Consider the following 20966-nt stretch of genomic DNA (forward strand, 5'->3'; position numbering starts at 1 on the left):
GTTGGATAGCAACAGCGGTCGAACCCAGTTCCAGACCCAGTTGATTATCTATTTGTCATTGATCAACCGGCGCTTTCGTCCGTGAAAGTCGAAGCCAATTAACCCATTGCTTTTCATGAGAAGAATTTACTTTTACCAGTCCCTTGTCAATTGCCATCAAGCAGCATTGCCACACATCCCCATTAAAAAATGCGGCCTGCTGGCAATCGATGGCGGCCAGCTCCAGCCAGACGCTTTGCTGGTGTTTTTCGCTGAGCTGAATGGCTCCTGCCAGCGCCAGATAACAGAGGTCAAACAGGCCGTGATGATCGAGGGCGGTGGCCGCCTTGGGCAGGAAGGGGTGGCTGACGATGCCGAGGCTGATGTGGCGATCGAGCGGGTGCTGGCAGGGGAATTCGGCCAGTGCCGCAAGCAGTTCGCGGGCCAGTCGGTGCAGGTCTTCCACATGGCGCTGGGGCACCACATAGAGCAGGTGGCCTTCACGCAGGTCGTAGATGCGGCCATCCTGCGGGGTGAGGCCGTTGACGTAGGCGCCGAAGGCCTGCTCTATCTCGCGGCTCACCTGATAACCGTGTTGTTCCAGGCTGTTGACCAGGAAGGGCACCCGAAACAGCAGGTAATGCAACTTGTCGTCGAACTCGCTGGTGGGCAGCTCGCTTAAATACCAGCGCTCGGATTTTTGCTGGCGCTTGGCCATCTCCCGCGGCCAGCGGCTCATCAGTCGCTGCCAGTTGGCCAGCCCGGTGCGTGGCTCGAGCAGCAGCGCCTCGCCCAGCTGTTTGCCCTGCAGACGGGCGACCCGCAGCTTGAGCCAGAGGGTGAAGAACAGATAGATGAACAGGGTCAGCAACAGACCGGTCACCACGCTCGACCAGAGGTAGCGATCCTGCTGATGCTTGCTGGTGCTCAGCTGCTGCTGCAGCTCCTTGATCTGCTGCTCCCGCTCCACCTGGGCGTAGTTGTCGCGGATCGCCTCCTGCTCCAGATCGACCTGCTGCTGGCGGACCTGCTCGCTGCGCTGGTGGAAATTCTTGTAGCTGTCCAGCGCCTGCTGCAGATAGCCCTTCTGCTCGTAGGCCGCCGAGAGCAGGCGGAAGATCTCGAACTGGCGCTGAGCGTCGCCGATCTGGTTGGCCAGTGCCAGCGCGTTTTCCAGTTGCAGGATGGCGATGCCCGCCTCCTTCTGCTTGAGGTGCAGCTCACCCAGCAGCAGCAGGGTGTCGATCAGCGGCTCCTTGTCGTCCCCCAGCTCGTGGGACTGGCGGGCCGCGGTGAGGTAGTTGCGGGCCAGGGTCAGGTTGCCGGTTTCCAGATAGGTTTTGCCTATCTCGTACTTGAGATGGGCGATGCGGGTGCGGTTGTTGCCCTCGTCCAGCAGATCCAGGGCATTGAAGAAGTAGACCAGCGCCATGTTCATCTCGCCCTGTTCCCGGTTGAGGCGGGCCAGCACGATGAGGGCGTCGCTCAGCAGGGAGGGATTGCCGAGGGCATGGAAGTAGTTGGCTGCCTCGTTGGCGTATTGCAGCGCCTTCTGCGGCTCCTGCTCCTCCTGATAGAGGTTCACTATCTGGTTCGACAGCAGGCCGAGGAACAGCGGATCCTGCAACCCTCTGGCCTGCTGCTGGGCGTCGATGTAGTCGCCCAGCGAGAGCTGGGGCTGCTTGAGGGCGTGGTAGAGGTCGCCGCTCACCGCGCTGACCCAGGCGCTGGCCAGCGGATTCTTGGTCTGATCCGCCCAGCGGCGGGCTTCGGCCAGCTGGCGCTTGGCCTCGTCGAACTGGTGCGCCTCTATGCTGGCATTGGTGCGCAGCAGCCGGCTGTACACCTGCAGCTGGCTCTCTTTCAGGCTGGGGGTGCTGAGCAGGGTCTCCAGTTGGCCGAGCAGGCCGCCGCTGGCGCCGTGGGAGCGCTCCTGCAGGTTCTGGCTGCGGATCTTCAGATAGAGGCCGTGGGCCTGCAGCTCCAGTTGCTGCTCCTTGGCCGCCATGGCGATGCCCTGATCGAGGGACTTCTGTGCCGCCTGGAACTGGTCGAGCTGCAGCAGGCACTCCCCCTTGAGCAGGTGGGCACCGGTGGCCTGGGCGGCGGTACCATAGCTCAGCAGCGGCTCCCGATAGCCGTACTCCTGGCGATTGCTGATGATTTGCTTGGGATTATTGGCCGTGCGGGTGAGGAAGGCTGAGGTGATCTGCACGCATCTGGCGGGATCGGTCAGCACCAGGGTCTGGGCCTGTTGCAGATCGATGGACAACTGCTCCTTGGCCAGATCCAGATCAGGAGCCGACAGGGAGGACATCATCATTGCCAGAAAAAACAGTTGATTCATTGGATTAAGGGCAGCACGGGAGTGAGGGCATGTTATCCAAGCCCGCCCCCGTGCGTCCAGAGTTTACTGACAGATTGCGCGCCGACCCCGCGATCCGGACCGTGGCAGCGTTGCAGGCCCGGCGGGGTGACGGATTATTGCCGGATCAGGCGCAGGTTGGCCGGCACCACTTCCCAGTCGCTGCGAAACGGGTTGATGTCCAGGCCGCCGCGGCGGGTGTAGCGGGCGTAGACCGTCAGCTGGCTCGGGCGGCAGAAGTGCTTGAGATCGGTGAAGATCCGCTCGATGCACTGCTCGTGGAACTCGTTGTGCTGGCGAAACGAGATGAGGTAGCGCAGCAGTTTTTCCCGGTCCAGCTGCGGGCCGCGATAGTGGATCACCACGGATCCCCAGTCCGGCTGGCTGGTCACCAGGCAGTTGGACTTGAGCAGGTGGCTGTGCAGGGTCTCCTCCACCTCCTGGCTGCCGGCCGCGCCTTGCAGCAGATCGGCATCGAACTCGTAACAGTCCACGGCGATGTCCTGCTCGTCGATGCACTCGCCCGGCAGGGCGGCAATGTGGTGCGGAGCCTGGGCCAGCGGGAACAGGGTGACGCTCACGTCGCTACCGGCACAGGCGCTCAAGTCCTTGACCAGCATGGCCTGCACCGCTTCCAGCGAGTCACAGCGGGTCTGGTTGAAGGAGTTGAGGTAGAGCTTGAACGACTTGGATTCGATGAGGTTCGCGCTGGTGGCGGGGACCGAGACCTCGCCGACGGCGACCATGGGCTTGCCCTTGGCATTGAGCCAGGAGAGCTCGTACAGGGTCCAGACATCGCAACCCTGAAACGGCAGCTCGCCGCCAAGGCCGAGGTCGTCGCGGTTCAGGCTGCGGGGCACTGGCTGCAGCAGGGCCGGGGTGTACTGGCTGATGTAGGCCGACTGTTGACCCAGGCTCAGCCCCTGCAGGGCGCTGGCTCCGGCGTATCTCTCTTGTTTGCTCATGTGTGCTGACTCGAACGTTGAATGGGCGATGGCAGAACATGCGCCCGATGGGGACGGCAAGGCGGGGAGCGCCGGCTGGCGATCCGCGCTGCACCTTGTCTGCTCATGGCTTTGATGGTGCAATAGCGAACTTTGGCAGCAATTGTGGGGAATTTCGATGTCGGATCAAGTCTTGTCTGCCCTGGAACACTTTTTTTTGCGCTGGCAGCGCGATGGCGAGGCGAGGCGAGGGCTGCCCCTGTGCGAGTGGGAGGCAGACTGGCGCTCCCCCTGCGAGCTGGATGAGCCCAAGGAGGGGCGGGTGGCCTGGCGCCCGCATCGGCGCGCCGAGCCTGCCGATTTCACGGCTATGAACGAGGCGCTTGAGCTGACCCTGCATCCGGCCGCGCAGGCCCTGTTTGGTGGCTGGTTCAGCCGCCCTGTGCCTTGCCTCTACAAGGGGTTGCGTCTTGAGTTTGTGCTGCCCTGGAACGAGGCGGATCTCGACTTGCTCAAGGAGAACCTCATCGGCCATCTGCTGATGCTGCGCAAGTTGAAGCGCTCACCCTCTTTGTTCATCGCCACCACCCGCAACGAGATGACGCTGGTGTCGCTCGACAACGAGAGCGGGCAGGTGTGGCTGGAGTGGCTCGATTCGGGTCGCCGGTTGGTGCTGGCACCCTCACTGCCGGCGTTCCTCGAGCGGTTGGAGACCCTGCCGCAATAAAGGGCGTCAGTTGCAATGAAAAACGCCTTGCCGACCGGCAAGGCGTTTTTCATTGGTTCACCGTCGGGCTCAGTCCTTGAAATCCCAGGAGAGGTTGGCGACCAGCCGGCAGGGATCGCACTTGAAGTCGAAGATCTCGTGCAAGGGTTCGGCCAGCGCCCACTCGCCGCCGCAGCTCGGACAGGGACGGGCTTTCTCCTCGGCCGCACTCCGGCCGCCCACCCGGTAGAGGTAGTAGTAGGTGGGGATGCCGGTCAGGGCTTCCAGCCGCTTGCCAAGATCGCTGCCACGGCGCTGGAGCCGGCTGCCCACTTCACCGATTTCATGCAGCGCCGCATGCTCGGCGATGGAGCCGTTCATCTGCAGCTGATCGCACGCCTCCCAATCCTCCTGCCACTTGATGATCTGCTTGTGGTCGCCGTTGGCGACGGCCGGCAGCCGATAGAGCGGGATGGGGGCGAAGTGGTCACCGCAGCGCAGCGGCGAGCAGGTGTGCAGGAAGCTGGTGTAGAGCAGCATCCAGCTGGGGCGCTCGCCATCATGGCCGCAAGGGTCGGTGCTGTCGGAGAGCAGATCCGCCCCCTGCAACTGGAGTTTGGGGGCGAGCAGCCCGGCCTGATTGAGCTGCTGCTCCGCCAGCTTGACCTGCTCGCTCTGGTTGTCGGGGTGCAGGCTGTCCTGCTCCGGGCAGACCACCCGGCTGACGAAATAGCCCTCGTGCATGCTGGTGGGAAACTCCCGGCCGAGGATCTGGCCCTGATAGCGCAGCATGTCGAGGTAGTTGACGATGGCCCGCTCGGCCTCGCCCAGCGAGGTGTCACGGTAGCACTCAAAGCAGAGTTCGAGGATGTACATGGCTTACTGCTTCCCCTGCTGGAGCAGCAGCTCGGTCAGCCGATCCACCTTCTGTTCGAGCCGCTCGAGCCGTTCGGCAAGCTGCAGCAGGGTGGGCTCTGCGGCGGGCGAGGGGGCCATCTGCGCTGTGCTTCCGGCTTCCGGGGCACTGGCGGGTTGCTGCTTCCACTGGCTCAGCACTTTGAGCAGCTCGGCCATGGGGACGGGCTGGCTGAGGCGGGCCTTGACCATGGCGGTGGAGGGGGTGATCCCCTTGGCGGCCAGTTCATTGGCGATGCGGATGATCTCTTGGGCTGACATGGGACTCCTGCGCAGGATGAAAAGTGGTTCGGGCTGGACGGGCAGAGAGCTTAACCAAAGCGCGGGGCGCTGAACAGCGGGGCAAGGGTCAGCCGGGCCGGCGCAGCAGCACGTCCAGTTCGTCGATGGCTTCCGACCAGTCCGCATCGTTCCACAGGGCATCGCGCAGAAAGTCGGCCTGGGCGCGGTTCCAGAAGGGGGCTTCCGGCAGCAGGGTCTGGTTGTCCAAGCGGTGCTCGTGAATGAAGCGGTGCAGGCTCAGCTCGTCGTTGGCCAGCCCCAGCTGGGCAAACAGGGCGGCCAGATCGTGGGTCAGGAATTCCATCTCATCTCTCCCAAGAGGCATTCCTGAACATTATAGGCCCGCCCCGTGGCGGCAGATTTACAGGGTGGGCACCCGGTGGGGTGGCAGCTCGACACCGACCACCTGCAGCCCCTGCATGCGCAGTTGCCCCAGATAGTGGCTCTCGCCATCGCTGGAGAATTCAAACTCGTAATAGGTGAGCAGCCGCAGCGGCTGGTGGGCCAGCGCACGGTGGCTGCGGGCCAGCGACAGCAGTTGCAGGTCGTGATGCTGGCAGTAGCGGCGCATGTATTGCCAGGCGAGCTCGGCCTGACGCCGCTGATGCCAGAAGGCACCGGCACCGAGGATAAGCAGCAAGATTGCGAACATTTCACCCATCGCGGGCTCCTTCCGGGGTGTGATCCGTGGCGACAGGCGACCCGCCATGGTGGCGGGTCGCCGACATCATCAGGCCGAGGCGAACAGACGACCGATGGCCTGGCCCAGGGCGTCGCTGCGCTCGGGGTCGCGCAGCCTGGCCAGCATATCATTGCGCAGGGCCGGCAGGGTCACCAGCTCGGCAAATACCTGATTGAAGAACTGGGTCGGCTGCAGGGCCAGCTGTTCCAGGAACAGGCTGAGCAGGTCGGCATTCTTCAGATCGGGCCAGAGCCGGCCGGCGATGGCCAGCAGCAGGGCCGGGCTCGGCTGGGTTTGCAGCAGGGTCAGCAGTTTGTTGGTGCGCATGCTGCTGCCGTTGCAGGAGGCCAGTGCCCGACACAGGTAGGCCAGGGTCTCGGCATTCGGTTCGGCACACTCCTGCTCCTTGCCGATGCGCTCGAACAGGGCGCCCTGTACGGCCGGCGACAACGGGGCGTTTTCCAGGCTCTGGCAAAGCGCGTAGAGCGGCTCTTGCGGCAGTTTTGGCAGCGCCTTGCACACCAGCGCCAGATTGCGTTCATCTTGCAGCCGCTCAGCGAGATCGGCAAAGCCCTGTACGCCAAGGGTCTGCCATCCCTCTGGCGTTGGGGCAGCCAGATAGTGGCAGAGCCCCTCGAAGTAGGTCGAGGGGGCCTGCTCCAGCTGACGGGCCAGTTTGGCGTGCAGGCTGGCCATCTTGGCCTCGGCCGGGCGGAAGGTGTAGGGGTTCTCCGCCAGACGCTGGGCCTTCTCTTCGTCGAGCTCGCCGGTCAGCTTGTAGCCCAGGGTTTCCACCACCTGATCCATGAAGTGTTTGGGGCCGCTGGCGATGAGCAGACCGCGCTCGTCGAGGGCAAACTTGAGAAACCACAGGTAGTGACGGGATTCGGCCGGCTGGAAGAAGTGGACGCCGAGCCAGGCGTGCTGCTGCAGAGGCCAGGGGTAGGGCTCCTGCTGCTGCTCGATGCGCTCGAAGGTGTCGCTCGCCAGTGGTCGCACCTGGCGGCCCATGTCGAACAGTTGAAACTGGGTGTCGGCCTGGGTCAAGAATTCGGTCAGCGTATTGATGGTGGACATGAGGTGATCCGGCTAAGGGTGATGCGGGCCGATTATAAGGAGGTTGCACAAGATAGCCAGTGGGGGCGCACCGCCCGGCATCTGGCCCGGTACGCAGGGGCAGATGCCGCCATGGTTCTTCGCCCGTGTTGCCGGCCGCAAGGGGCATGGCAGAGGATAGGGGGAGGGTGTATAGTAACGCCCTTTTTTGCAAAGTTCGGCCTGCCGCCAGCGACACAGAATTGGCGGCGGACGGTGTGTGGTGATGAGGAAGAGAACGCAATGAATCAATATCTGCTGGTAGCCGGCCTGTTGGGTGAACTGACCGCCGAGCTGCAACGTCTGGAACGCTGGCAAGCGGCCCATCCGGGTGAAGAGGCCCTGGCCAGCGAGCTGCCATTTTGCGTCGATACCCTGAGCTTCGATCAGTGGCTGCAGTTCGTGCTGATCCCGCGCATGGAGCAGCTGGTGCTGCTGCAGGCGCCGCTGCCCAGCAGCGTCTCCCTCTATCCCATGGCCAGCGAAGTCTACAAGGAAGAGCTGGCCGAGGTCGAAGCCCTGCTGCGCCTGATCGCCCGCTTCGATCTGCTGCTCTCCGGCAAAGTGGTTGAGCAATGATGCGTGAGCAGGCACAGGAAGAGAACGCCTTGCAGCTGACCCTGCTTTATCAGGATGACTGGCTGGTGGCGGTCAACAAGCCCTCCGGCCTGCTGGTGCACCGCAGCTGGCTCGACAAGGCCGAGACCCGTTTCGCCATGCAGATGACCCGGGATCTTATCGGCGGTCGCCATGTCTACCCGGTACACCGGCTCGACCGGCCTACCTCGGGGGTGCTGCTGTTTGCCCTCGATCCCGCCGTGGCCCGCACCCTGACCGAAGCCTTTGCCGCCCGTCAGGTGCACAAGGAGTATCTGGCGCTAGTGCGTGGCTGGGCCCCCGAGCAGGGGCTCATCGACTATCCGCTCAAAGAGCAATTGGACAAGATCGCCGATGCCATGAGCGACCCGGATCGTCCGGCCCAGGAGGCGGTGACCGCGTTTCGTCGCCTGCATCAGGTCGAGCTGCCCCATGCGGTCTCCAAGAAACACCCCACCAGCCGCTACAGCCTGGTTCGGCTGTTCCCCAAAACCGGTCGCAAGCATCAGCTGCGCCGCCATATGGATCATTTGTTTCACCCCATCGTCGGTGACACTACCCACGGCGATGGCCGCCATAACCGCTTCTTTCGCGAGCATTATGGTTGCGATCGCCTGCTGCTGGTGGCTCGCACCCTCAGCTTTGAGCACCCGGTGTTGAAGGTGCCGATGCGGATCCAGGCGCCGCTGGGACAGGAAGTACTGCAGCTGTTTGCCGAGCTGGGCTGGCCTGCTAGCGAGAGCGACTACTGAGCCTGACGAGCGCGGGGTGTTGCCCAAGCTGTTGCTGTGGCATGCTGGGCATCCATGTTGGTCAAAGGGGTCCGTGATGGCGCAGATAGACATAGTGGTGGGTACCGTATATGGCGCGGCCATGCTGGTGGCCGAGACGCTGGCGGCACAGCTGGAGCAGGCGGGGCACGGCTGCCAGGTGTTCGAGGAAGCCGAGCTGGCAGATCTGGATGCGAGTCGATTCTTGCTGGTCATCACTGCTACCACGGGGCAGGGTGATATTCCGCCCAATCTGCAGCCACTGGCCACCGCCCTGGCTGACCGGGCCCCCTACATGAAAGGGTGGCGTTATGCACTGATCGCCATGGGGGACAGCAGCTACGAGCATTTCTGCGGTGCCGGCCGTCATCTCGATGCGCTGTTGCAGGAGCTCGGTGCCAGTCCTCTGCTGCCCCGGCTGGAGATAGATGCCACCGTCGACGATGAGCCGGAAAAGGCAGCGCTGGCCTGGCTCAATGGCTGGCTAAATAAACTGTAGCGATCGTCCGTTTTTATCCTTTATTCATCCCCGCTCAGCCCGTCTGGCGGGGATGTTTATTTTGCGATAATCAGCAGTCTCAACTGACCATATTTGCCCGATATTTATCCGGTTATTTTCCACGTCATCCCCGCTTTGCTCAGCGATTTATTTCGGGGGCAGCCGACATGCCTCAAATTTAAAAGTTCCCCATTGAAAGCGATTTCAGTCATGTTTTTGTCATCAATTTGAATATTTATAACTTATTCATCGAAGCGAATTAATGGTTGGTAGCGGTTTCACGATGGATCTTTTCGCTTTTACTCCCATGTTGATGGTGAGTTATTGCATGGTTCGGTTGATTATCATCGTACAAAACCCTCCACGGCCAATGCTGGGCGATTTGTCGCCATTTTGTGAATCAGCTCATGTTTGTCCCGAAATTGGCTACCTATAATCGGCCTCGGTTATCACCTAAACGTTTTTATGGTGATAAGAACTTGGATATTCAGGATCACACTCCTCTCAGCGGGAATAAGGAAAATGAAAATGAAAGCAAAGTGGCTCCCGATCGCTGCAGCAGTAACCGCAGCCCTGGCTTCCCAAGCCGCCTTCGCCGTTGATTTCCACGGCTACTTCCGTTCAGGTGTCGGCGTTTCCGGTGACGGCGACATGGTGAAATACAACGTGAACAAGGTTGGTCGTCTGGGTAACGAAAATGATACCTACGGCGAAGTTCAGCTGGGTCAGGAAGTATTCAACAAGGACGGCAAGACTTTCTACGTTGACTCCATGTTTGCCATGGCTTCCAACGGTTCAAACGACTGGGAAGGTACCGGTACCGTTTGTAACTTTGATGCCAAACAGTGCAGCGGCGACTCCGATTTCGCGCTGCGCCAGTTCAACGTGCAAGCCAAGGGCCTGCTGGGCTTCGCGCCGGAAGCTACCCTGTGGGCTGGTAAGCGTTACTACCAACGTCACGACATCCACATCTCTGACTTCTACTACTGGAACATCTCCGGTGCCGGTGCCGGTATCGAAGGGATCCAGGCCGGTCCTGGCAAGATCTCCTTCGCCTGGATTCGCAATGACCGCAGCGCAAAAGACGTATTCGGTGAGTACACCAACACCGGTACCAGCGCAGCTCCGAACTATGTGAAGAACGAAGATCTGAACGTCAACACGCTGGACCTGCGTTATGCCGGTATCCCGCTGTGGAGCGAAGCCTCTCTGGAAGTCGGCGCCATGTATGCTCTGGTCAATGAGACCGAAGCGCAGAAACCGCTGAAAAACAACAACATGAAAGACGGCGTCATGCTGACTGCCGAACTGACCCAAGGCATCCTGGGTGGCTTCAACAAGACCGTTCTGCAGTACGGTACTGAAGGTTACTCCAAGACCATGGCCTTCTACGGTGACGGTTCCTGGTACGGTGCCGAAGCCAAAGACGGTGCTGACGGTTTCCGTATCATCAACTGGGGTGTTGTCCCGATGGGCAACAACTTCGAGATGGGTCACCAACTGGTCTACGGTGTAGGCAACGAGATGTGGGATGGCAACGACAAGTTTGAAACCATGTCTGCCGTTGTTCGCCCGATGTACAAGTGGGATGACTTTAACAAGACCATCTTCGAAGGCGGTTACTTCAAGGACAAGAACAAGTCCACCAACGGTACTACCGAAGATGATTCCGGTTACAAGCTGACCCTGGCTCAAGCCTGGTCTGCCGGCTCCAGTTTCTGGGCCCGTCCTGAAATCCGTGTGTTCGCCTCCTACCTGGCCAACGACGAAGACAAGAAAGTCTTCGAAAGCGGTACCTCCAAAGACACCTACCAAGTTGGTGTTCAAGCGGAAGCTTGGTGGTAAGCAGCTGTTTAAGTTAAGTTAGTCACTGCCCCCGTATGGGGGCAGTTTTGTTTCGCCGGGTAACGGCAACCGGGTTATGGAGATAAGAAGAATGAAACTGGTAAAGATGTCTATCGCAGCCGTGGTTACTGCGCTGTTGGCCGGTTGCTCCGGTAGCATGTTGGTCCCCGTGCAGGATCATGCATCCATCCTGAGTAATGCCGATCAGGCCAAGCAGGCGCTCTCGCAGGCGACCAGCTGCTGCACCGCTTTCAGTGATTTCAATTATGTGGCGTTGCCGGAGGGCGACACTCTGCTGGCCCTCGACAGCAAGCAACCCAGTTTTCAGTTTGACGAGGGGATGAGCTATTTCGCCGCTTATCGCCTGCCGGCCAATACCGGCAATCTGGCCATCAGCATCGCATCCCAGGTGAGCAAGACGGTGCTGATCCCACAGGTCATCATGCTGGATGCCCAGTTCAAGGTGACGCGCGTGCTGGGTGAATCGGTATTCAGCTATCAGCCGGCCCATCTGCTCGATAACGACAGGATTGAGGGCAAGTTGTTCGTCGACCGCAGCATGCCGGGCAATCCGGCGGCCGAGACCTATATGATTGTCTATGCCCCGGCCGACAAGCTGGCAGGCAGCACCACCATACTGCACCCCTCCAAGGCGTTTGCCAGAGCCAACGGGACGGTTGAACCGGATATCAAAGACCCCGTGATCCCGCACTCCCCATGGGGTCTGGTACAGATCAAGGTGGCCGACATGGCAAAAGGGCAGGGACTGGAAGCGGTCTTCAAGCCGGAATATGCCGACAAGGTAGCAATGAGCAAGGCTGCACCGGCGGCGACGGCCGTTGCGGCAGGCACTGTGGCGACCGCTGCGGTAGCCGCGCCTGCCAAGCCTGCGCCCGCCATGCTGAGCGAAACCGAGGCCTTCTATCAATCCCAGATCGAAAAAGCGGTGAAAGCCGGTGATATCGACAAGGCGATGCAACTGGTCAGCGAGGCGGAGCGGGCCGGTTCGACCAAGGCTAAATCGATCTTTATTGATGCGGTGAAGCGCTCCCAAAAGGGCTGAATATTGCCCGGTCTTTAAAATATAATATTTATTTGAGGCCTCCCTTGTTGGAGGCCTTTTTAATCGGTAGACTAAAATAGAAAAAACAGCAAATGGTTACATTAAGTTACAATGCGTTTCGTTGGGTATTAATTTGATTGGCTAAAATACAATGCGAAACAGCACTTTTCATATTTATGGCTTAGCATGAAGATGCCGAAATATATCTGTAATTAGCCGAAAATTCCCGCCGAAATTATCTTGTGATCTCCCCTCCAAATTTTTTATTCGCTTACCCCTGATGGAAGATATTTGCGATCTGCTGGGTTATATTCAGCTGGTCAAAATAAACAAACCCGCGTCGAATTCATGCCGATGAGAGATGATGTTGATGATCGTCTATAAATTGGACTGAAGCGTCTACGGTAAGACATTCCATTCAGGAGCGCACACATGTTAAAAAATGCTTTCTCTAATCTGCAAAAGGTCGGTAAGGCGCTGATGCTGCCAGTATCGGTCTTGCCCGTTGCAGGTATTCTGCTGGGGGTGGGGGCTGCCCACTTCAGCTGGTTGCCGGAAATTGTCTCCCAATTGATGGAGCAGGCCGGTGGTTCCGTATTTGGTCAGATGGCCCTGCTGTTCGCAGTGGGTGTGGCCCTCGGCTTTACCAATAACGACGGCGTATCCGGTCTGTCAGCCATCGTCGGCTACGGCATCATGGTCGCTACCCTGAAGGTCATGGCGCCCGTGATGGGCGTTGAGACCATCGAAACCGGCGTCCTGGGCGGTATCCTCGCCGGTGGCGTGGCCGCATGGGCGTTCAACCGCTTCTACAAGATCCAGTTGCCCGAGTATCTGGGCTTCTTCGCCGGCAAACGTGCCGTGCCCATCATCACCGGTTTCGTCTCCATCGGCCTGGGCGTGATCCTGTCCGTCATTTGGCCGCCGGTGGGCGCTGCCATCGGTGCCTTCTCCGACTGGGCTGCCAACCAGAACCCGGTACTGGCCTTCGGTATCTACGGCGTGGTTGAGCGCTCCCTGATCCCGTTCGGTCTGCACCACATCTGGAACGTACCTTTCTTCTATCAGGCTGGTACCTGTGTCAACGCTGCCGGTGAAACCGTACACGGCATCATGACCTGCTTCCTGACTGCTGACGATGCTTCCCGCGCTGCCGGCAACGGCTTCGGTCAGCTGGCCGGTGGCTACCTGTTCAAGATGTTCGGTCTGCCTGCCGCCGCGTTTGCCATCGCGCACTCCGCCAAGCCGGAAAACCGCGCCAAGATCGTAGGTATCATGGCCTCTGCCGCCCTGACCTCTTTCCTGACCGGTATCACCGAGCCGATCGAATTCTCCTTCCTGTTCATCGCCCCGGTACTGTACGCCATCCACGCCGTGCTGGCTGGTCTGGCCTACGTGCTGACCAACTCTCTGGGCGTGGTACACGGTCACACCTTCTCCAACGGCTTCATCGACTTCGTGGTGCAATCCCCGCGTGCCGATCACATGCTGCTGCTAGTGGGTCTGGGTCTGGTCTATGCCGTCATCTACTACGTGGTCTTCACCGTGGTCATCCGTGCCATGAATCTGAAAACCCCGGGTCGTGAAGACGAAGCAGCCGAAGAGAGCGTTGGTCAGAGCAAGGACGAGATGTCTGCCGCACTGGTCTCTGCCTTCGGTGGCAAAGATAACATCGCTTCGCTGGACGCCTGCATCACCCGTCTGCGGGTCGGTGTGAAAGACGTGGCCAAGGTTGACCAGGCTGGTCTGAAGAAACTGGGCGCTGCCGGTGTGGTTGTGGCAGGTTCCGGCGTACAAGCCATCTTCGGTACCAAGTCCGACAACCTGAAAACCGACATGGACATCTGGATGAAGAGCAACTAATCCTGTTGCCTGAATACCAGAGTTGTTGAAAAGGGAGGCGCAAGCCTCCCTTTTTGCTGGGCGTCATAGGGCAGCCGGATGCGGTGGTGCATGTTTCGACCGGCGCGGTATCAATGTTGCCATCGGTCTTCAGCTCAAAGAAAAGGCGCCCATGGGCGCCTTTGTAGTATCAGACCGGTTTAGAGCTTTTCCAGATCCCGCTCGATTTCGCTGATCTTGTTCTGCACCACTTTTTCCAGGTGGCGCAGATCGCGCAAGATCTTCTGCTTGATGTCCGGGTCGGCCTGCACGTGCACGCCCTGGGTCAGGTTGTCGAGCTCATCCACCACGTACTTGAGATTGGCGTTGATCTCGGTGACATCCTTGTACTCGTGGGTGCCCGAATCGACCAGCATGGTCTTGCGCTGGCGCGGATATTTGAACTTGACGCTCTTGGCGAAAAACTCGCCCTTCTGTTTCTTGAAGTAGATCTTGAGGATGTCGTGATTGGCTTCCTGGCGCAGGGTATAGCTGTCCACTGAGGTGGGTTCCTGGATCCCCAGGCTCTTCAGATTCTCGTACATCGGGCTTCCTCGGTTTGAAACGATCCTGACCAATCTATCTTAACCGAGTCGGTGTGGCTTGCCTGTGACAGGGGCGCCAAAATCAAAAGGGCGCCATCAGGCGCCCTTTTAAATCACCGTAAACCGCTTACTCGTCGATGGAGCGCAACAGGGCGTTGATGCCGACCTTGGCACGGGTCTTGGCATCTACCTTCTTGACGATGACGGCGGCGTACAGGCTGTACTTGCCGCACTTGGAGGGCAGGGAGCCGGAGACGACCACCGAGCCGGCCGGGACGCGGCCGTAGTGGATTTCGCCGGTTTCACGGTCATAGATCCGGGTGGACTGGCCGATGAAGACGCCCATGGAGATGACGGAGCCCTCTTCCACGATCACCCCTTCCACCACTTCGGAACGGGCACCGATGAAGCAGTTGTCTTCGATGATGGTCGGGTTGGCCTGCAGCGGCTCCAGTACGCCGCCGATGCCGACGCCGCCGGAGAGGTGCACGTTCTTGCCGATCTGGGCGCAGGAGCCGACGGTGGCCCAGGTGTCGACCATGGTGCCTTCATCGACGAAGGCGCCGATGTTGACGTAGGAGGGCATCAGCACGGTATTGGGGGCGATGAAGGAGCCTTTGCGGGCGGTGGCCGGCGGCACCACGCGCACACCGGCTGCCTTGAACTGCTCGGCGCTGTAATCGGAGAACTTGAGGGGAACCTTGTCGTAGTACTGGGCGTCGTCACCCTTGATGATGCCGTTGTCATTGATGCGGAAGTAGAGCAGTACCGCCTTCTTCAACCACTGGTGTACCACCCACTCGCCGGCAATCTTCTCGGCGACGCGAGCCTTGCCGGAGTCCAGCAGGTCGATGGCTTGCAGGATGGCGGCCTTGGTGGCGGCATCGACGGAGCCGGGAGTGATGGAATCACGGCGCTCGAAGGCCGCTTCGATGATCTGTTGCAACTCGGTCATGACAGGTTTCCTTTAAAAAATTCCATTTGTTGTATCACACTTTTCCAATTGTTTTTAAGGGCTCGGGCCGATTTCTTCAGGGGAACGCTGATTTATTGTGCTGGCGTGGTCCAACCTTTTGTTCTGTTTGATAAATCAGGGGCAGACTCGGCGTCTTGTGAGGCCTTCACAGGCCCGGCCTGCCCTCATCATCGGCCGACTCTTGCGGGTTGAGCTGGTTGACCAGCCGCTCCTCCAGCGCCTGCTGCTCGGCCTGGGTCAACGGCTCGCCGGCCAGGGTGGTGAGGCTGAAAAAGTCCTCCACCCGCTCGCCGATGGTGGTGATCTTGGCGGCATGGAGCGACAGGCCGCACTGCTGGAACACGGCGCCGATGCGGGCCAGCAGCCCCGGGGTATCGAGCGCGGTCAGCTCCAGCAGGGTGTGGCGGGTCTCCCCCTTGTGGGGCAGAAAGACCACCCGGGTCGGCACGCTGAACTGGCGGTGGCGCCGTGACAGGGGCTTGCTGCGCAGCACCAGCTTGCCCGGCTCCTGCAGCGCCTTCTCCAGCGCCTTCTTGATGGTGGCGGTGCGGTTGGGGCTGATGGGCTCGCCGTTGGGCTCGAGCACCACGAAGGTATCGAGCACGTAGTCGCTGCGCGAATTCATGATCTGGGCGTCGTGGATGTTGAGGTTTTTCTGATCCAGCGCCGAGGCCACGGTGGCGAACAGATTCGGGGTGTCGCGACAATAGATGAACACCTCGCTGCCGCCGCGGGTCGGGTGCTTGCCGATGATCACCAGCGGCGCCGGGTTGTCGCCGTGTTCGATGATCTTGCGGCAGTGCCAGGCGATCTGCTCCGGCGTATGGCGCAGGAAGTAGTCGGCCTTGAAGTCGCTCCAGAGCTGGTTGATGGCCTCCTCCGGCACGTCGCGCTGGGCCAGGATCTGCTTGGCCTGGCGCTGGTTTTCGCGGATCTTGAGACGCATGTCGGGCGGATTTTCCAGCCCCTGGCGCAGCGCCTTCTGGGTGGCGAAGTAGAGCTCGCGCAGCAGGGTGCCTTTCCAGTCGTTCCAGAGGGTGTCGTTGGTGGCGCAGATATCGGCCACGGTCAGGCAATAAAGCAGGTCGAGGTGCTGCTCGTCGCGCACCTTCTGGGCAAAGTCGGTGACCACCTCGGGGTCATAGATGTCGCGGCGCTGGGCGGTGACTGACATCAGCAGGTGATGACGTACCAGCCAGGCGACCAGCCGGCTCTCGTAGCGATCCAGACCGTGCAGCTGGCAGAACTCCAGCGCATCGACGGCGCCGAGCTCTGAGTGATCGCCACGCCGCCCCTTGGCGATGTCGTGGAACAGGGCGGCGATGCTGAGCAGCTCCGGCTTGCGCAGCCGGGTGAACACCTCGTGGCAGAGCGGGTGAGTCTGGCGGCTGGCCGGGTTGGGAAACTGGTGAATGTTCTTGAGCAGCCGGTGGGTGTGTTCATCCACCGTGTAGGCGTGGAACATGTCGAACTGCATCTGGCCGACGATGAGGTTCCACTGGGGCAGGTAGGCGGCCAGGATGCCGTACTTGTGCATCAGGGTGAGCGGCTGGCCGATGCCGTTGGGGTGGCGCAGCAGCGCCATGAACAGGCGGCGGCATTCCGGTAGATCCTGCAGCCAGCAGTTGAGCTTGCGGCGCGCCTCGCGCAGCTGGCGCAGGGTGGCGGAGTGGATGCCGGCAATCTCCGGATGCTGGGCTATCTGGTAGAAGAGGCGCAGGATGGCGGTGGGCTCGCGGCCGAACAGCTCGGAATCCACCGCATCGATGAGGCGACCGCGCAGCTGGAACTCGTCGGAGAGGCGGCGCACGTCCATGGCGGTGTTGCCAAGGATCGCCTCGTCAAACAGCTGCAGCAGCATCTCATTGAGCTCGGAGACCCGCCGCACCGTCTGGTAGAAGCGCTTCATCATCTGCTCGACCGGGGCGTTGCCTTCCCCCTCGAAGCCCAGCATCTGGGCCACGGTACGCTGGCGGTCGAACAGCAGCCGGTTGTCGCCCTTGTTGATGGCCATGTGCAGGGCGAAACGCACCTTCCACAGAAAATTCTGGCAATCGAGCAGCTCGCGATACTCGGCCCGGTTGAGGAAGCCGTGGCTGGTCATCTCGAACAGGGTGGTGGCGCCGAAGTGGCGGCGAGCCACCCAGGCGAGGGTCTGGATGTCGCGCAGGCCGCCGGGATTGCTCTTGAGATCCGGCTCCAGCTTGTAGGCGGTGCCGAGAAACTGCTGGTGGCGCAGGGCCTGCTCTTCGCGCTTGGCCTTGAAGAACTGCTCGCTCGGCCAGAAGTGCTGGGGGCCGGTGGCTTCCTTGAGCTGCTGGAAGCCCGCCTCGCGGCCGGTGATGTAGCGCGCCTCGATGAGGTTGGTGGCGACCGTGATATCGCCGCGTCCCTGCTCGAGGCACTCGGCCACGTTGCGCACCGCCTGGCCCACCTCCAGCTTGAGATCCCACAGCAGGGTGATGAATTCGCCGATGCGCAGCCCCAGCACCTCGTCCAGCTCGTCCCCTTCGTAGAGGATCAGCAGGTCGATGTCGGAGTGGGGGTGCAGTTCGCCGCGGCCATAGCCGCCCACCGCGATCAGGGTGAGCTCCGTCTTGTCGAAGCCGAACTTTTGCCACAACCGGGTCAGCAACTCGTCCATGTATTCGGAGCGGGTGGCCACCAGTTCGATGATGTTGTCACCGGCATCGAAGCGGGCGTGCAGCCAGCCGAGAAAACGGCTCAGGTACTCCTTGCAGTTCTCGCGGGTGAGCTGAGCGTCGGGTAACAGGTGGGGGGAAAGCAGGCTGGCATCCATGGCGTCTCATACTCTACTGTCGCACGCATGTGCGCTGTTTTCGCACGGGGTCGCGGCTGATAAAAACAAAACCCCGGCGGGAGGCCGGGGTTTGATGTTAACCGTGTTTGATGAGACGGTCGATAGTGTCATCCGGGCGCAGGGTCAGCACCTCGCAGCCATCCTCGGTCACCAGCAGGGTGTGTTCCCACTGGGCGGAGTCGCCGCCATCCTTGGTGGTCACGGTCCAGCCATCCTTCGGATTGACCTTGCAGTGGTACTTCTTGCTGTTGACCATGGGCTCGATGGTGAAGCACATGCCCGGCTTGAGCTCCTGCTTGCCGCCGTTGCGATAGTGCAGGATCTGCGGCTCTTCATGGAACTCGGCCCCGATGCCGTGGCCACAATAGTCGCGCACCACGGAGAAACCGGCCTTCTCGACGATGGGCTGGATCACGGCGCCGATCTCGGTGATGCACATGCCCGGACGCACCTGCTTGATGGCGGCGTAGAGGCTCTCCTGGGCGACCTTGCACAGCTGACGGCGCAGCGGAGTGGTCTCACCCACGATGAACATGGCCGAGGTATCGCCGTGGTAGCCATCCTTGATGACGGTGATGTCCAGGTTGATGATGTCCCCTTCCCGCAGTTTCTTGTGGTTCGGGATGCCGTGGCAGATCACATCGTTCACCGAGGTGCAGATGGACTTGGGGAAGCCATGGTAGTTGAGCGGCGCAGGGATGGCCTGCTGCACGTCGACGATGTAGTCGTGGCAGAGGGTGTTCAGTTCGTCGGTGGTGACGCCCGCCTTGACGTGGGGGGCGATCATGACCAGCACATCGGCGGCCAGTTGGCCGGCAACGCGCATCTTTTCAATCTCTTCCGGTGTCTTGATTTTAATGGACATGGGATCTCTCTTGGGACCTGATCGCGCATCTATCGATGTCCGGCAATCAGGTAATGAAAAATAGATGCGTTTGCAATCAGGCCAAAATTTTATCCCCAACCCCCGTTTACTTCCAGTGTGATTGTCATCACAGCGTCAAATCAGCACTGCAGCATGCTACCCAGGGATCCATTTTTAGCGGTTCGGCTGGTGGTGTCCTGACCAAAGTTATGGTATAAAGCGCGCCGGAATGGGGAACTTGTGTCCTCATGCCATCACCCTTACTTAAACAACACACACACATCGACACATATGCCGGGGTGCCTTAACGGGTCGGTTATATGGGATGTGTGGAGGCCTAACCCCAATAGAGGTATAAAATGGCTAAAGTTTCTATGCGCGACATGCTGCAAGCCGGCGTTCACTTCGGTCACCAGACTCGTTACTGGAACCCGAAAATGAAATCCTACATCTTCGGTGCCCGCAGCAAGGTTCACATCATCAACCTGGAAAAAACCGTTCCGATGTTTGACGATGCCATGAACTTCATCAGCTCCGTAGCTGCCAAGAAGGGCAAGGTACTGTTCGTAGGTACCAAGCGTGCCGCGTCTGAAGCCGTAAAAGAAGCCGCTGAGCGTTGCGACCAGTTCTATGTTAACCACCGCTGGCTGGGCGGCATGCTGACCAACTGGAAAACCGTTCGTCAGTCCATCAAGCGCCTGAAAGATCTGGAAACCCAGAGCCAAGACGGTACCTTCGACAAGCTGACCAAGAAAGAGGCGCTGATGCGTACTCGCGAAATGGAAAAGCTGGAGAAGAGCCTGGGTGGTATCAAGAACATGGGCGGCCTGCCTGACGTTCTGTTCGTTGTCGATGCCGACCACGAGCACATCGCTATCAAAGAAGCCAACAACCTGGGTATCCCGGTAGTTTCCATCGTTGATACCAACTCCAACCCGGACGGCGTTGACTATGTCATCCCGGGTAACGACGACGCTATCCGTGCCGTTCAGCTGTACCTGAATGCTGCTGCTGACACCGTACTGGAAGCTCGCGCTCAGGACATCGTTGTTCAAGCCGAACAAGATGGCTTCGTTGAAGCTGAGTAATTGATAAGGACTGCAAAGCCCTTATTAACCAAGCTGATGTAATTGGTTAGCAGGGGCCCTTGTGGCCCCTGTTTCTTGTCAATTCAAGACCGAGGATACTGGACATGGCAAACATTTCTGCCGCCCTGGTAAAAGAACTGCGCGAGCGCACCGCCGCTGGCATGATGGATTGCAAAAAAGCACTGGAAGAAGCCAACGGTGATATCGAACTGGCTATCGAAAACATGCGCAAATCCGGTCAGGCCAAAGCCGCCAAGAAAGCTGGCCGTATCGCCGCTGAAGGTGTGATCTTCGCCCGTACCGAAGGCAACGTTGCCGTCATGATCGAGCTGAACTGCGAGACTGACTTCGTTTCCAAGGATGCCGGCTTCCTGGCCATGGGTCAGAAAATCGTTGAAATCGCCGCTACCCAGAAGATCGCTGACGTTGACGCGCTGAAAGCCGCCGACTTCGGTAACGGCGAGTCCGTTGAGCTGACCATCACCAACCTGATCGCCAAGATCGGTGAGAACATGAACCTGCGTCGCGTGATGCTGGTTGAAGGTGACAACCTGGGCACCTACGTTCACGGCTCCCGCATCGGTGTTATCACCAAGCTGGCCGGTGGTTCCGACGAGCTGGCCAAAGATCTGGCCATGCACGTTGCTGCCAACAGCCCGCAATTCGTCAAGCCGGAAGATGTATCTGCCGAAGTCGTTGCCAAAGAGCGCGAAATCCAGATCGACATCGCCATCAACTCTGGCAAGCCGAAAGAGATCGCCGAGAAAATGGTTGAAGGCCGCATGAAGAAGTTCACCGGTGAGGTTTCCCTGACTGGTCAACCGTTCGTGAAAGATCCTTCCATGACCGTTGCCGAGCTGCTGAAGAAAGAAGGCGCTGACGTTGTTTCCTTCACCCGTTTCGAAGTGGGCGAAGGCATCGAGAAGCAAGAGACCGATTTCGCTGCGGAAGTTGCAGCCCAAATCGCGGCCGCTCAAAAGGCCTAATCGAACCGGTTTTTCCGTTTCCCCAGACCGCGACTTATGTCGCGGTCTTTATATGACCAGGA

Annotated in this window: 20 protein-coding genes; 9 read left to right on the top strand and 11 right to left on the bottom strand. The window is 59.9% G+C overall.

Translation table 11 applies throughout. From position 1 onward, the window contains the following. Positions 1 to 55: 55 nt before the first annotated feature. Both E5E97_RS10305 and queF read right to left on the bottom strand, forming a co-directional pair. On the bottom strand, positions 56 to 2326 hold the full coding sequence (locus E5E97_RS10305) for a hypothetical protein (RefSeq protein ID WP_171280240.1): 2271 nt from the start codon (positions 2324 to 2326) through the stop codon (positions 56 to 58). A gap of 134 nt (positions 2327 to 2460) precedes the next feature. Continuing rightward, complete coding sequence (queF, locus tag E5E97_RS10310; protein WP_073349209.1) at positions 2461 to 3309, bottom strand: NADPH-dependent 7-cyano-7-deazaguanine reductase QueF; 849 nt, start codon at positions 3307 to 3309, stop codon at positions 2461 to 2463. 157 nt (positions 3310 to 3466) lie between these two features. Here queF and syd point away from each other — a divergent pair, with 157 nt between their 5' ends. Then, entirely contained in the window at positions 3467 to 4015 is a 549-nt protein-coding gene (gene syd / locus E5E97_RS10315; protein WP_011705080.1) for a SecY-interacting protein, read from the top strand. A 69-nt stretch (positions 4016 to 4084) separates the two neighbouring features. Here the strand turns inward: syd and E5E97_RS10320 are convergent, their stop codons facing one another. The 5 genes from E5E97_RS10320 to E5E97_RS10340 all read right to left on the bottom strand — a co-directional run bounded on the left by E5E97_RS10320 (position 4085) and on the right by E5E97_RS10340 (position 6950). Next, positions 4085 to 4870, bottom strand: a complete 786-nt coding sequence (locus E5E97_RS10320) for a Zn-ribbon-containing protein (protein WP_041217208.1) — start codon at positions 4868 to 4870, stop codon at positions 4085 to 4087. A 3-nt stretch (positions 4871 to 4873) separates the two neighbouring features. Beyond that, the gene (locus E5E97_RS10325) at positions 4874 to 5170 is read right to left on the bottom strand and encodes a hypothetical protein (RefSeq protein WP_042067584.1); all 297 of its coding nucleotides are present in this window, start codon (positions 5168 to 5170) and stop codon (positions 4874 to 4876) included. An 88-nt stretch (positions 5171 to 5258) separates the two neighbouring features. Next, positions 5259 to 5495 (bottom strand): DUF2789 domain-containing protein, encoded by a 237-nt coding sequence (locus tag E5E97_RS10330; protein WP_045790439.1) that lies wholly within the window; start codon positions 5493 to 5495, stop codon positions 5259 to 5261. A gap of 57 nt (positions 5496 to 5552) precedes the next feature. Then, positions 5553 to 5852, bottom strand: a complete 300-nt coding sequence (locus E5E97_RS10335) for a DUF3301 domain-containing protein (RefSeq protein WP_011705083.1) — start codon at positions 5850 to 5852, stop codon at positions 5553 to 5555. Between the two features lie 69 nt (positions 5853 to 5921). Next, positions 5922 to 6950, bottom strand: a complete 1029-nt coding sequence (locus tag E5E97_RS10340) for a DUF3549 family protein (protein WP_171280241.1) — start codon at positions 6948 to 6950, stop codon at positions 5922 to 5924. A 261-nt stretch (positions 6951 to 7211) separates the two neighbouring features. Here E5E97_RS10340 and E5E97_RS10345 point away from each other — a divergent pair, with 261 nt between their 5' ends. The 6 genes from E5E97_RS10345 (at position 7212) to ptsG (ending at position 13605) form a co-directional block, all read left to right on the top strand. Continuing rightward, on the top strand, positions 7212 to 7547 hold the full coding sequence (locus tag E5E97_RS10345) for a YqcC family protein (RefSeq protein ID WP_011705085.1): 336 nt from the start codon (positions 7212 to 7214) through the stop codon (positions 7545 to 7547). Next, entirely contained in the window at positions 7544 to 8317 is a 774-nt protein-coding gene (gene truC, locus E5E97_RS10350; protein WP_029303719.1) for a tRNA pseudouridine(65) synthase TruC, read from the top strand. Before E5E97_RS10345 ends, truC begins: the two co-directional genes overlap by 4 nt. 76 nt (positions 8318 to 8393) lie before the next feature. Further along, positions 8394 to 8834 carry a flavodoxin gene (locus tag E5E97_RS10355; RefSeq protein WP_011705087.1) on the top strand — a complete coding sequence of 147 codons (441 nt, stop codon included), beginning with the start codon at positions 8394 to 8396 and terminating at the stop codon, positions 8832 to 8834. 528 nt (positions 8835 to 9362) lie between these two features. Further along, a complete protein-coding gene (locus tag E5E97_RS10360; RefSeq protein ID WP_041217213.1) occupies positions 9363 to 10679 on the top strand; it encodes a maltoporin in 1317 nt (438 codons plus the stop codon). A gap of 91 nt (positions 10680 to 10770) precedes the next feature. Beyond that, positions 10771 to 11742: a MalM family protein gene (locus E5E97_RS10365; protein ID WP_164927569.1), complete on the top strand. Its 972-nt coding sequence runs from the start codon at positions 10771 to 10773 to the stop codon at positions 11740 to 11742. Between the two features lie 432 nt (positions 11743 to 12174). Beyond that, on the top strand, positions 12175 to 13605 hold the full coding sequence (gene ptsG, locus E5E97_RS10370; protein ID WP_011705090.1) for a PTS glucose transporter subunit IIBC: 1431 nt from the start codon (positions 12175 to 12177) through the stop codon (positions 13603 to 13605). 179 nt (positions 13606 to 13784) lie between these two features. Here the strand turns inward: ptsG and E5E97_RS10375 are convergent, their stop codons facing one another. From E5E97_RS10375 to map, 4 genes are all read right to left on the bottom strand, one after another. After that, the gene (locus tag E5E97_RS10375) at positions 13785 to 14168 is read right to left on the bottom strand and encodes a DUF3461 family protein (protein WP_011705091.1); all 384 of its coding nucleotides are present in this window, start codon (positions 14166 to 14168) and stop codon (positions 13785 to 13787) included. 127 nt (positions 14169 to 14295) lie between these two features. Further along, entirely contained in the window at positions 14296 to 15123 is an 828-nt protein-coding gene (gene dapD / locus E5E97_RS10380; RefSeq protein ID WP_005303473.1) for a 2,3,4,5-tetrahydropyridine-2,6-dicarboxylate N-succinyltransferase, read from the bottom strand. A 166-nt stretch (positions 15124 to 15289) separates the two neighbouring features. After that, entirely contained in the window at positions 15290 to 17944 is a 2655-nt protein-coding gene (gene glnD, locus E5E97_RS10385; protein ID WP_118881728.1) for a bifunctional uridylyltransferase/uridylyl-removing protein GlnD, read from the bottom strand. Between the two features lie 97 nt (positions 17945 to 18041). After that, positions 18042 to 18830: a type I methionyl aminopeptidase gene (gene map / locus E5E97_RS10390; RefSeq protein ID WP_011705093.1), complete on the bottom strand. Its 789-nt coding sequence runs from the start codon at positions 18828 to 18830 to the stop codon at positions 18042 to 18044. Between the two features lie 359 nt (positions 18831 to 19189). Between map and rpsB the strand changes: the two genes are divergently transcribed. Together rpsB and tsf are read left to right on the top strand one after the other, a co-directional pair. Next, positions 19190 to 19918, top strand: a complete 729-nt coding sequence (gene rpsB / locus E5E97_RS10395; RefSeq protein WP_005303470.1) for a 30S ribosomal protein S2 — start codon at positions 19190 to 19192, stop codon at positions 19916 to 19918. Positions 19919 to 20022: 104 nt separating this feature from the next. Continuing rightward, positions 20023 to 20904, top strand: coding sequence for a translation elongation factor Ts (tsf, locus tag E5E97_RS10400; RefSeq protein WP_016349867.1), 882 nt, complete (start codon positions 20023 to 20025; stop codon positions 20902 to 20904). The last annotated feature ends 62 nt before the right edge of the window (positions 20905 to 20966 follow it).

Source organism: Aeromonas sp. 2692-1 (assembly GCF_013085505.1).
GTDB classification, from domain to species: Bacteria; Pseudomonadota; Gammaproteobacteria; order Enterobacterales; family Aeromonadaceae; genus Aeromonas; species Aeromonas hydrophila.